10 protein-coding genes and 2 pseudogenes are annotated in these 11242 nt (G+C 66.5%); 6 read left to right on the forward strand and 6 right to left on the reverse strand.

Annotated elements, in window-relative coordinates; translation table 11 throughout:
* Window positions 1–19 precede the first annotated feature (19 nt).
* A complete protein-coding gene (locus FQU96_RS30780; protein ID WP_178130805.1) occupies window positions 20–1216 on the reverse strand; it encodes a CaiB/BaiF CoA-transferase family protein in 1197 nt (398 codons plus the stop codon).
* Window positions 1217–1338: 122 nt separating this feature from the next.
* The gene (locus tag FQU96_RS30785) at window positions 1339–2658 is read right to left on the reverse strand and encodes a tetratricopeptide repeat protein (protein ID WP_146545205.1); all 1320 of its coding nucleotides are present in this window, start codon (window positions 2656–2658) and stop codon (window positions 1339–1341) included.
* A 238-nt stretch (window positions 2659–2896) separates the two neighbouring features.
* On the opposite strand from FQU96_RS30785, the gene FQU96_RS30790 reads away from it, so the two are divergent.
* The gene (locus FQU96_RS30790) at window positions 2897–4270 is read left to right on the forward strand and encodes an esterase-like activity of phytase family protein (protein ID WP_146545206.1); all 1374 of its coding nucleotides are present in this window, start codon (window positions 2897–2899) and stop codon (window positions 4268–4270) included.
* Window positions 4271–4556: 286 nt separating this feature from the next.
* On the opposite strand, the pseudogene FQU96_RS30795 reads toward FQU96_RS30790, so the two are convergent.
* Window positions 4557–4748, reverse strand: a pseudogene (locus FQU96_RS30795) (tautomerase family protein); the annotation flags it as partial.
* Between the two features lie 11 nt (window positions 4749–4759).
* Here FQU96_RS30795 and FQU96_RS30800 point away from each other — a divergent pair.
* Window positions 4760–5600 (forward strand): annotated as a pseudogene (locus tag FQU96_RS30800) (LysR family transcriptional regulator).
* Between the two features lie 137 nt (window positions 5601–5737).
* On the opposite strand, the gene FQU96_RS30805 reads toward FQU96_RS30800, so the two are convergent.
* Both FQU96_RS30805 and FQU96_RS30810 read right to left on the reverse strand, forming a co-directional pair.
* Window positions 5738–5965 (reverse strand): hypothetical protein, encoded by a 228-nt coding sequence (locus FQU96_RS30805; RefSeq protein ID WP_146545207.1) that lies wholly within the window; start codon window positions 5963–5965, stop codon window positions 5738–5740.
* Between the two features lie 119 nt (window positions 5966–6084).
* Window positions 6085–6420, reverse strand: a complete 336-nt coding sequence (locus FQU96_RS30810; RefSeq protein WP_146545208.1) for a multidrug efflux SMR transporter — start codon at window positions 6418–6420, stop codon at window positions 6085–6087.
* Between the two features lie 72 nt (window positions 6421–6492).
* Here FQU96_RS30810 and FQU96_RS30815 point away from each other — a divergent pair, with 72 nt between their 5' ends.
* From FQU96_RS30815 to FQU96_RS30830, 4 genes are all read left to right on the forward strand, one after another.
* The gene (locus FQU96_RS30815) at window positions 6493–7374 is read left to right on the forward strand and encodes a LysR family transcriptional regulator (protein ID WP_146545209.1); all 882 of its coding nucleotides are present in this window, start codon (window positions 6493–6495) and stop codon (window positions 7372–7374) included.
* Window positions 7375–7467: 93 nt separating this feature from the next.
* Complete coding sequence (locus FQU96_RS30820) at window positions 7468–8727, forward strand: YbfB/YjiJ family MFS transporter (RefSeq protein WP_146545210.1); 1260 nt, start codon at window positions 7468–7470, stop codon at window positions 8725–8727.
* Window positions 8728–8755: 28 nt separating this feature from the next.
* Window positions 8756–9733 carry a nitronate monooxygenase family protein gene (locus FQU96_RS30825; protein WP_146545211.1) on the forward strand — a complete coding sequence of 326 codons (978 nt, stop codon included), beginning with the start codon at window positions 8756–8758 and terminating at the stop codon, window positions 9731–9733.
* 15 nt (window positions 9734–9748) lie between these two features.
* Complete coding sequence (locus FQU96_RS30830; protein WP_255468638.1) at window positions 9749–10123, forward strand: nuclear transport factor 2 family protein; 375 nt, start codon at window positions 9749–9751, stop codon at window positions 10121–10123.
* 144 nt (window positions 10124–10267) lie between these two features.
* Here FQU96_RS30830 and FQU96_RS30835 read toward each other — a convergent pair whose 3' ends face one another.
* On the reverse strand, window positions 10268–11083 hold the full coding sequence (locus FQU96_RS30835; RefSeq protein ID WP_218574945.1) for an N-acyl homoserine lactonase family protein: 816 nt from the start codon (window positions 11081–11083) through the stop codon (window positions 10268–10270).
* Between the last annotated feature and the right edge of the window lie 159 nt (window positions 11084–11242).

Here is an 11242-nt window from a genome sequence, read left to right on the forward strand (position 1 = left end):
CGCCCGCGCTCCCAGGATCTCAACGGCCGTCGCGGGTGGCGCCGCTTTTCAGCATGGCGTCGATTTCGCCCTGGGCGAAACCCGACTCGCGCAGGATTTCGACGCTGTGTTCACCCAGGCGCGGCTGCAGATGGCGGACGGCGCCGGGCGTCCGGCTGAAGCGCGGCGGGATGTCGGGCATGCGCAGCTTGCCCTCGGTGGGGTGCTCGACCTCTTTCCAGAAGCCGGTGGCCTGCAGCTGCGGATCGACGAACAGGTCTTCCAGCGTGTTCACCGGTCCGTGCGGCACGTTGGAATTCTTCAGCAACGCCACCCATTCGGCGTTGGTGCGCGTGGCGCAGATCTCGGCCAGGGTGGCGTAGACCACCTCGACGTTGGTGAGGCGCGCTTCCAGCGACTGGAAGCGCGGATCGGCCATGATGTCGGGGCGGGCGACGAGGTCGCAGAACTCGCGCCAGTTGGCGTCGTTGTAGGGCAGCAAGGCAAAGAAGCCGTCCTTCGACGGATAGGGCCGCCGTTCCTTGTTGAGCACCCGCTTGTAGCCGGCGGTGTCGATCGGCGGCAGGAAGGTTTCGCCGTAGAGATGCTCGACCATGACGTAGGACACCAGGCTCTCGAACATCGGCACTTCGACCGACTGCCCGAGGCCTGATTTCTCGCGCTCGTAGAGCGCCGCCAGCACGGCCGCCACCACGGCGTTCGAGCTGGTCTTGTCGGCCACGATCGTCGGCAGGAAGCGCGGCGCGCCGGCCACCACCGTCTGCAGCGACGCCAGACCGGAACCGGCCTGGATGATGTCGTCATAGGCGGCCTTGGGCCCCATCGGTCCGTCGGCGCGATAGCCGTAGGTCGCGATGTAGATCAGCCGCTTGTTGATCTTCTCGAACGCCTCATAGGGTACGCCCAGTCGCGCCGCCGGCTCGGGCCGGTAGTTGTGCATCAGCACGTCGGCGGTCTTGGCCATCCGGAACAGGGCGGCGCGGCCGTCCTCCTTCTTGAGGTCGAGCACGATGCTGCGCTTGTTGCGGTTGCAGCCCAGGAAGAAGGCCGCCATGTTCTTGTTGCGGCGCGGACCCAGCTGGCGTGTGGTGTCGCCCTCCGGCGACTCGATCTTGATGATGTCGGCGCCGAGATCGCCCAGTTGCTGGGCAGCCCACGGTCCGAGCACGACCGACGTACAATCCAGAATGCGCACACCTGCCAAAGGCCCTGCCATCATGTCCCTCCCCGCCGCGCGCCTTCATCGTTTGCGCCACAGCGTGCGGCCACCATAGGGGGCAGGCCTCGTTCCAGCACCCCGGCTTATGCGATGCCAGCCCTGCACCATGCGGGGAGCCTTCAGGCTCTGGCGGCGGCGGTATAGCGCTGGGCCAGCGGCGAGCGCGGCCGGCTGATGTTGCGTTCACTCGCCAGCGCGGCGAGCAGGTTTCGCGCACCGGCACGCCGGGCGGCCTCGATCAACGTCAGATCGAGCAGGTCGCGCTGCGCGTGACTGCCGCCGAAGCGATGCGCGATCGGGCGCAGCGCCTGCAGGCGGTCGATCACGTCCTGGTAGCGGCCGCGGCCGAAGGCGACGAGGGCCTCGGCCACCGGAATGCCGACCTCGCGCGCCATGGCGCGGTTGCTGATATCGCCGTCGCCATCGGCGCTGCGGCGCAGCGACGCCAGCTGCCGATCGATGCGCGCCTGATCGCCAACGCCCACGAACGCCATCAGCGCATGCACATCGTTGAAGGCGTAGACGCCATCGTCGATCATCGCCGTCCAGGCGTCGGCGAGCTCCTGCCAGCGGTCACCGACGTCGTGTCCGCGCAGCATCAGGCGCCACAGCATCGCGGCGCCATCGATCAGGTCGATCGCGACGGCCGAGCGTTCGCCGCGGATCGGCCCGTCATAGAGACGCATCACCTCGTCAATCTGGTCGAGCTCGAGATGATAGAGCGCGAGATGCCACCAGTTGTGGATGTCGAAGAACGAGTCCTGGGCCCAGTGCGCACTGGTCGACGACAGCCAGCGGATGCCCTCCTCCGGCTGGTTGCGCATCTCCAGCACATGGGCCACGGCGTGATAGCCCCAGCCGTCGCGCCGATTGAGCGCCACCGCTTCCCGGCCGCGCTCTTCGGCGCGATCGTACTCGCCCATTTCCTCCAGACCGAACGCGTGCATACCGACGACCGCGTGGTAGCCGGGATCCGCCGGGGTCCAGGCATGCAGACGCCGCGCAATGCGGTCGCGCAGATTGCGGGCATCGCCGCGCAGAAAGTCGAAGAGGTGCGCGATCTGCAGCGCCACGATGTCGCGCGGGTGATCGACCAGAAGCGCTTCCCATGACAGCGCCGCACGCTCGTAGGCGCCCGACACGACGGCGTCGAGCGCCTGACGATGCTGGGCTTCGCGCGCGTCGACCGGCAACGCCTGCAGGCGATCCAGTGCCTTGCCGGCCTCGGCGAGAGCAGGCCCTTCGAGGCTCGAGGCATAGAGATAGCCCCGCAGCAGATGCCCCATGGCAAAGTCGGGCCGGGCTTCCAGCACACCCTCGATGGTACCGACAGGGTTGCCGACATAGCACTGGAATTCATCCAGCGCCGTTTCGAAACCGTCTGCGGCGGCGGCATCGGCGCCGGTCATGGCAAGGCCGCGGGCGTCCTGGATGGTCATGGCAATGCTCCCTTGATGGCGAGGGTCATCCCGAGCGGAGCGAGGGATCTTGCGCCATGAACCGTCCACAGACAGCTCAAGATTCCTCGCTTCGCTCGGAATGACGGCGCGCCCGAGTGTACACCGGTGCCGGCCGCAGCCTATCCACGGGTGCGTTGTCGTTCCGCCACGGCCCTGTCATGGGCCCGTCACAGGCTCTTTCTACATCGCGCATGTCTCGATCAGGTGGAGGGGGAGAATGAGGCTGCGCCACGTTTCGATGATGGGAGCGCTCGTGCTGGCCACGGCGCTGACGGCCGTGTCCGGCCATGCCAAGGACTATCCGGCGGAACTGGCCGGCCACGCGGTCCTGCCCGCCGCAACCTTCGTGCCGCCGCCGGCCGACGCGCCGGAGAGCTTCGCGATCTCGGGCCGCTTCGCCGAGCCGGCCAAGGGCCGCAACGAGACGGTCGGCTCGATCAAGGGCACGTCGTTCCTGTCGGACAAGGCGGCGCCACGCGAGACCGGCCTGTCGCTGCCCTTCAAGGGTCAACCCGTGCAGGGCTTCTCCGGCATCAAGAAGCTGGCCAACGGCAACTTCATCGTGCTGACCGACAACGGCTTCGGCAGCAAGGCGAACTCGTCGGACGCGATGCTGATGTTCCACGAACTGAAGATCGACTGGGCCGGCGGCAAGGTCGATCGTGTCGCCACCAAGTTCCTGCATGATCCCGATCGCAAACTGCCATTCGTGATCGTCAACGAACACACGCCCAAGCGCTATCTCACGGGCGCCGATCTCGATATCGAGTCGATCCAGCCGATCGGCGACAGCCTGTGGTTCGGCGACGAGTTCGGTCCCTACCTGGTGCGCACCGATCTCGACGGCAAGGTGACCGGCTTCTTCGAGACCAAGGTCGAGGGCAAGGTCGTGCGCTCGCCGGACCATTATGCGCTCACCACGCCGGCCGTACCGGGTCCGATCGCCTTCGACGTGCGCCGCTCGCGCGGCTTTGAAGGCATGGCTGCATCGGTCGACGGCAAGTTCCTCTACCCGCTGCTGGAAGGCCCGCTGTGGGATGCCGCCGCCAAGGCCTGGGAGACGAAGGACGGCCGGGAGTACCTGCGTATCCTGGAGTTCGACGTGGCCAAGGGCGAATACTCCGGCCGGTCGTGGAAATACCGGCTGGAGCTGAACGACAACAACATCGGCGACTTCAACATGATCGACGCCGATACCGGCCTGATCATCGAGCGCGACAACGGCGAGGGCGATCCGACCACCGCCTGCAACGGCCCGGCCAAACCGGACTGCCAGAACGTGCCGGCGAAGTTCAAGCGCATCTACAAGATCGACCTCAAGCAGGCCGATGCCGAGGGCTTCGTGAAGAAGATCGGCTTCATCGACCTGATGGCCATCGCCGATCCCAAGAAGCTGGCGCGCGCCGGCGGCAAGGACGGCACGTTCACCTTCCCGTTCGTGACCATCGAGGATGTGGCGGTGGTCGATGCCGACCACATCATCGTCGCCAACGACAACAACCTGCCCTACTCGTCCGGTCGCCAGATCGGCAGGCAGGACGACAACGAGTTCATCCTGCTGCGCGTGCCGGACTTCCTGCGCGCGAAGTAATGCGCCGGGGAGCGTGGGCACGATGCCTGCGCTCCCTGCGCGGCAGAAAGGGCAGATCCGGCCAGAAAGGCGGGATCTAGTTGATTTTATTCGCTCTTTCGGCGTCGCCACTCTTGGCCAATCGCCGGCAGAATGCGGCCAGTTACGGCCAGAAAGTCACACACGCGAGCGTCCGGAGATCCGCCCCGACAGCGCCCCGACAGGTAGCGCCAGCGTTGGCGATGTCTATATATTATTCTCTTATGGGAAACAACAAGAATCGCGTTTGGTCCGGCGAGTCCTCGCCTCAGGCGTACTGCGCCATGCCGTGACCCAACGACCAGTTTTCTTTTTTTACCTCGACAAGGCTCACGAATACGTCCTCCGGCCGAAGTCCAGGGTTCTCGCCCAGCAACGCGGCGATCCGCCGAAACAGCGCTTTCTTCTGTTCGAGTGTACGGGTGTTGTTCGCAGTGATCTGGATAAACACCAGATCGTCATGGACGCCCCCTGGACCTGGATGCCGTTCAGACTTTCGTCCGTATTGCCGAGTTGGGGAGCTTCACGCGGGCGGCCGAAGCAACGCAAACGACACAGTCGACGGTCAGCTTGAAGTTGAAGAGGCTCGAAGAGAGGCTCGGTTGTCAGCTGTTGGAGCGAACGCCGCGGTACGTGCAGCTTTCGACAAAAGGTGCGGCCTCCTCGACCGCGCTCGGGAACTTTTGGCGGCGCATGATCGTGCGTTCGCCGATTTTGTCGGAACCCGGCAGCGACTCACCATCGGTATCAGCGATCATGTTGCGGGGCCGGAGCTTCCCACGCTGATCGCGCGGATGAACAAGCACGATCCGCATCTGGTGATCGAAATCCGGATCGGATCTTCGGGCGACTTGCTTCACAGCTTCGACCGTCGCGAACTCGATACGGTGATTGTGCGGCTGCACAACGACAGAAGAGACGGGAGTATCTGGCCGACGAAAAGTTTGGCTGGTTTGCAGCGCAAGGCTGGCAGCACCGCGCCGGCGAGCCCTTGCCGGTCGCCACGATGCCCGAGCCCTGTGGCGTGCGCGTCCTGGCGGGACGGCTTCTCGATGAAGCCGGCGTGCCATGGGCGGAAGTTTTCGTGGGTGGCGGCGTCGCAGCGGTCTCAGCGGCCGTTATGGCCGGGTTGGGCGTTTCGGCACTCGCCCGGCGCATGTTGCCGTTCGGCGCGGTCGACGTCGGGCCCCGTTTGGGTCTCCCCGAACTGCCACGCTTGCCGATCATGCTGCACACAAGGATGGCGACCGGCCGACCGCGCGATGCCCTTGCCGCGCTGTCTGCTGCCTTCAAGAGCGCCGTGCGAGACTAGGCCGATGCGGCGGGAATGCGTTGGCGGCGTGGCTGACGTTGGCCGACAACCGCCAATGCTGAATCAATGGACGCCGTCCTACAAAAGCAAAGCTCGTGCACACGATGATGGCTTCGTTCACAGGGCGGCCGCTCGCTTCACATACGGTCCTCGCCCAGCCGTCCACGGACGCCGACGAAGACCTGCGGGCGGCTCATCCCGATATCCCGCAGTGTCATATATGGCACCTGGTCGAGCGCCCGTGCTGCCCGCCGGGCAGTGCGGCGCGCAGCCCATGGCCGCGCGATCCGCCGCAGTGCCGAGCGCAGAAGAATGCGACTGGCGCGCGGCAATGCCGGCGCCGCGAATGTGGCGGCGATGCTCATGATCCAGTCCCCGTGGTGATCAAGACCGGCGGCCTGCTCCGCACGGCCGGTCGTCAATCTGCTTACCCCTGCTTAAACAAAGCAGACGGCCGAATATTCCGGCGATCGGCGACGGGAGCTCAGTGCGGTACCGACTTGGAGAAGACGTTCACCACGACGACGCCGGCGATGATCAGCGCCAGACCGATGATCGCAGGCAGGTCGAGGGCCTGGCGAAACCAGACCCAGCCCACCAGCGCGATCAGCACGATGCCGATGGCGCTCCAGATGGCATAGGCGATCCCCACCGGGATCGTCCGCAGGGTCAGGGCCAGGAAGTAGAACGCGATCCCGTAGCCGACCACGACAACGATCGATGGGACCAGCCGCGTGAACTCGGCCGAGGCCTTCAGGGCCGACGTGGCGATCACCTCGCAGACGATGGCTATGCCGAGATAGAGGTAGCCCGATCCCATCGCCGTTCTCCTGATGCGCTTTCCGGTCGATTGATATATCATTATTCCAGATATACCGACCAGGAGGCGCCCATGGACGCGGCGGACCTGAGGATTTTCGAGGCAGTGGCGCGGCTGGGCGGCATGAACCGCGCGGCCACCGAGCTCAATACCGTGCAATCCAACGTCACGGCGCGGGTGCGCCTGCTGGAGGACGAGCTGCGCACGCCGCTGTTCCACCGCCACAGCCGCGGCGTGACGTTGACCCCGGCCGGCCATCGCCTGCTGCCCTATGCCGAGCGGCTGGCGCAGCTGCTGGCCGACGCCCGGCGCGCGGCCACCGATGACGGCACGCCGCGCGGGCCCTTGGTGATCGGCTCGCTGGAGACCACGGCGGCGCTGCGGCTGTCGCCCCTGCTGTCGCGCTATGCCGCAGCCTGGCCCGAGGTCGACCTGGTGCTGCGCACCGGCACGACCAGCGAAATGGTCGAGCAGGTGGCGGCAAGGCGGCTGGAAGGCGCGATGGTGTGCGGTCCCATCGATCACCCCGAGCTGCAGGGCGAGGTCATGTTCCGTGAGGAACTGGTACTGGCCACGACACGCGCCGTGCGCTCGCTGGACGAACTGATCGGCAAGGGTGACCTGAAGATCGTGGTGCTGCGCGCCGGCTGCTCCTATCGCCAGCGGCTGGAAGATGTCCTGGCGCGGCGTGGCGCCGTCGGGGCCCGTCTGCTCGAGTTCGGTACCATCGAAGCCATCCTGGGCTGCGTCGCCGCCGGGCTGGGCGCCACCCTGCTGCCGCGCGCCCTGATCACGACATCGCGTTACGCCGATCGCATCGCCGTGCACGCGCTGCCGGTCGCCGAGGCGCATGTCGAGACGCTGTTCATCCGGCGGCGTGACAGCTACGCGTCGAGCGCGCTCAGCGCCTTCCTGGAGCAGGTCCGGCCGCCAGTGCTGCAGGCGGCTGAATAGATATCTTTGATTCCGATAAGAATAATCATTTCAAACCATTTTTCATGATCATTCGCTGCTCCTAGATATGACCCGTTGCCGGAGGGCCGGGTCATGTCTGGAGAATCACGTATTTCCCATCGCTTGGCCTTGGCTGGCGCGGTTTCGGCCGGGCTGAGCGCCAGCTTTGTCGGCATCGGGCTGTCGCGGTTTGCCTACACGCCCCTGGTGCCGGCCCTGATCGATGCCGGCTGGTTCACACCAGCGGCGGCCGCCTATCTCGGGGCCGCCAACCTGGCAGGCTATCTGGCCGGCGCCCTGGCGGCCCGGCATCTGGCGGCGCGAGTCTCGGCGCCGACCGTGCTGCGCGCCATGCTGGTCCTGGCGACACTATCGTTCTTCGCCTGCGCCACGCCGCTGTCGTTCCCGTGGTTCTTCGCCTGGCGCTTCGCGTCGGGCCTGGCCGGCGGCGCCTTGATGGTGCTGGCCGCGTCCGCCGTCCTGCCGCACGTCCCGCCGCAGCGCCGTGGCGTTGCCAGCGGCATCATCTTCGCCGGCGTCGGACTGGGTATCGCGGCTTCGGGCACGCTGGTGCCGCTGCTGCTGCGCTGGGGCGTCATCGAAACCTGGTGCGTGCTCGGCACGGTGGCGCTGGCCTTCACCGTCATCGCCTGGCGCGGTTGGCCGAACGCACCCGCGGCGACCAGCGCCCCGCCGATACGGCGTCGCGGACGGCGCACCCCCGCCGCCCTGAAGGCGCTCTATGTCGAGTACGCGCTGAACGCCGTCGGCCTGGTGCCGCACATGGTCTTCCTCGTCGATTTCGTAGCCCGCGGGCTGGGCCAGGGTGTCGACGCCGGCGCGCAGTACTGGGTGCTGTTCGGGCTCGGCGCGACGGCGGGCCCGGTGCTGGCCGGTGTCCTCGCCGACCGCATCGGCTTCGGGCTGGCGCTGCGGATGGCGTTCTGCGCCCAGGCCGCCGCCGTGGGCCTGACCGTGCTGCCCGGCGGCAGCATCGGCTTGATCGCCTCGAGCCTGGTCATGGGTGCCTTCGTGCCGGGAATCGTTCCCCTGGTGCTGGGCCGCATTCAGGAATTGGCCGCCGATGCCGAAACCCGGGAGGCGGCGTGGAGCACGGCGACGACGGCGTTCGCGCTGGGTCAGGCGGCGGCCGCCTATGCGTTCTCGTTCCTGTTCGAGATGAGCGGCAACCATGTCGTGCTGTTCGAACTCGGCGCCGGCGCGTTGGTATTGGCGGTGATCATCGACGTCATCGCGGTCCGGCGTGGGCCGCAATCGCACGCCGGCGCGATCTGTGACCGTGATAAGGGCCATCACCTCAAACTGTTTCCGCGGCAGCCGGAAGTCCCGTAGCGTCCGTGCGCATCTGATGGAGTTTGCCATGCCCATCGCGACGCGCCTGACGCAGCGGCTCGGTGTCGAGCACCCGATCCTGCTGGCACCGATGGATCTGGTGGCGGACGGCCGCCTGGCCGCGGCGGTCAGCCGGGCCGGCGGGTTTGGGTTGATCGGTGGCGGATACGGCGACGAGGCCTGGCTGGCGCGGGAAATGGATGCGGCCGGCGTCGCGCGCGTCGGCGTCGGCTTCATCACCTGGAGCCTCGCCCGCCAGCCGCGCCTGCTCGACCTGGTGCTGGAGCGCCGGCCGCCCGCCATCATGCTCTCCTTCGGAGAGGTCGGGTCGCACGCGCGCAAGATCAAACAGGCCGGCGCATTGCTGATCTGTCAGGTCCAGACTCTCGCGCAGGCGCGGGACGCAACGCAGAATGGCGCCGATATCCTGGTGGCGCAGGGTGCCGAGGCCGGCGGCCACGGCGTCTCCCGCGGCACGATGGCGCTCGTGCCGGCTGTCGTCGATGTCGCGAAGGATATCCCGGTTGTCGCCGCCGGCGGCATCGGCGATGGGCGCGGACTGGCGGCGGCCCTGATGCTGGGCGCCGACGGCGTGCTGGTCGGCACGCGCTTCTACGCCACGCAAGAAGCGGCGGGCCATGCCGACGCCAAGAACCGCATCGTATCGGCCAGCGGCGATGACACCATCCGCGGCATCCTGTTCGATCTCGCGCGCCGCAATGTCTGGCCTGCGCCTTACACCGGCCGCGTCCTGCGAAACGCCTTCTCCGAGCGCTGGCGCGGTCGCGAAACCGAGTTGCTGCAGCACCAGCAGGCGGAAGCCGATCGCTATGCCCAGGCGCGGACCTCGGGTGACTTCGACGTCGCTGCCGTGATTGCCGGCGAAGCGGTGGATATGATCGGCGACATCCCGCCCGCCCAGGCTGTTGTCGAGCGCCTGGTGAGCCAGGCGGCATCCTTGCTGGCCGGGGCATCCAACCGCTATCGCTTGTTGGACCAATCCTGAACGATGGAGAGACCCGTGTCGCGCGACCTGCGAGAATTGACTGAAGCCGTCCAGCGCTACCTCGACCTCATGTACGACTGCGATGTCGCGCGGTTCGAGCGTGTCTTCTGCACGACGGCGCAACTGCACGGCTTCCGCGACGGCCAGATGACGTGCTGGCCGGCCGCGCAGTACAAGGAGATCCTCGCCGCGCGGCAGTCGCCCCAGTCGCTTGATGCGCCGCGCGAGGAGCAGATCCTGCTGCTGGACCTCGCATCGTCAGGCCAAGCGCTTGCCAAGGTGCGCGTGCGGATCAACCAAAGCGTGTTTGTCGACTATCTCACCTACCACAAGATCGACGGTGCCTGGCTGATCACCGCGAAGGGCTACCACCTCGAGCGCACGGTCTGACGCGATCAACGCACGCGGCTACAAACCCCGCTGTCATCCCGAGCGCAGCGAGGGATCTTTCGATGCAGGCGCACCCGTGCGTCACTTTCAGAAGATCCCTCGCTGCGCTCGGGATGACAGCGGGATCACCTCGAACGAAGCGTCTCAATCCAGCCGCACGGCCCAGCCCGTCAGCTCCGGTGTCGATGCCGGGTAGCGCTTCATCACCTCGGCGTCGTGGCCCGGCACCACCATGTCGACGTCGCCGCCGGCCAGCGCCTTCAGCTTGTCGTAGCCGCTCAGCATGTCGGCGACGCTGAAGACGATCGAGAACAGCTTCTCGTCGTGCAGGCCCCAGTAGTAATGACTGGCATCGGAGGCCAGCACCAGCCAGCCGTTGCGCGTCCACACCCGCACCGCCTGGATGCCGGCAGTGTGGCCGCCGATATGGTGCACGCTGAGCCCGGGCGCGATGTCCTCGTCACCGTCATGGAAGACGACGCGATCGCCATAGAGCGCCCGCACCATGGCCACGACCTCCTCGACCTCGTAGGCGTGGCGGAACGTCTTCTTGTTCATGTGGCGGCCGGTGACGAAGTTCATCTCCTTGTCCTGGATATGATACCGCGCGTTGGGGAACATCGCCCAGCCGCCGACGTGGTCGTAGTGCAGATGCGTGATGATCACGTCCTGGATGTCGTTGGGCTCGACGCCGAGGTCGCGCAGGGTCGTCGCCGGATCGCGCAGCATCTTGCGACCGCGCCGGGCGGCGACCTCGGCGCTGAAGCCGGTATCGATCACGACGGGCCGGCCGCCGATCATGCGCCGCCCGTCTTCGCCCAGCGGAATGGCCACCCATACGAAATAGTCCATCGGATAATCGGCATCGTGCGGATCAGCCATGATCTGCACTTCATGGCCCTTGCGCGGCAGATGGGCGTACTTGCAGGCATGGACTTCGTAGGTCGGCGGCGTCGCCATGGCGCTTCCTCTTGAACGGTCTGTCATCCCGAGCGCAGCGAGGGATCTCCTTGACCGGTCGCACCTTGCGTCATTCGCAGGAGATCCCTCGCTGCGCTCGGGATGATGGTGTGGACGGCCCCCACCCGGCATCGATGTGCCAAACTGGTTGTGGTGATG

Origin of the sequence: Reyranella sp. CPCC 100927 (assembly GCF_007859315.1) — a bacterium.
Lineage (GTDB): Bacteria > Pseudomonadota > Alphaproteobacteria > Reyranellales > Reyranellaceae > Vineibacter.

Excerpts from the sequence above, each read along its gene's own strand:
- FQU96_RS30780 (WP_178130805.1), bottom strand. The coding sequence starts at position 1,216 with ATGGCAGGGCCTTTGGCAGGTGTGCGCATTCTGGATTGTACGTCGGTC.
- FQU96_RS30785 (WP_146545205.1), bottom strand. The coding sequence starts at position 2,658 with ATGACCATCCAGGACGCCCGCGGCCTTGCCATGACCGGCGCCGATGCC.
- FQU96_RS30790 (WP_146545206.1), top strand. The coding sequence starts at position 2,897 with ATGAGGCTGCGCCACGTTTCGATGATGGGAGCGCTCGTGCTGGCCACG.
- FQU96_RS30805 (WP_146545207.1), bottom strand. The coding sequence starts at position 5,965 with ATGAGCATCGCCGCCACATTCGCGGCGCCGGCATTGCCGCGCGCCAGT.
- FQU96_RS30810 (WP_146545208.1), bottom strand. The coding sequence starts at position 6,420 with ATGGGATCGGGCTACCTCTATCTCGGCATAGCCATCGTCTGCGAGGTG.
- FQU96_RS30815 (WP_146545209.1), top strand. The coding sequence starts at position 6,493 with ATGGACGCGGCGGACCTGAGGATTTTCGAGGCAGTGGCGCGGCTGGGC.
- FQU96_RS30820 (WP_146545210.1), top strand. The coding sequence starts at position 7,468 with ATGTCTGGAGAATCACGTATTTCCCATCGCTTGGCCTTGGCTGGCGCG.
- FQU96_RS30825 (WP_146545211.1), top strand. The coding sequence starts at position 8,756 with ATGCCCATCGCGACGCGCCTGACGCAGCGGCTCGGTGTCGAGCACCCG.
- FQU96_RS30835 (WP_218574945.1), bottom strand. The coding sequence starts at position 11,083 with ATGGCGACGCCGCCGACCTACGAAGTCCATGCCTGCAAGTACGCCCAT.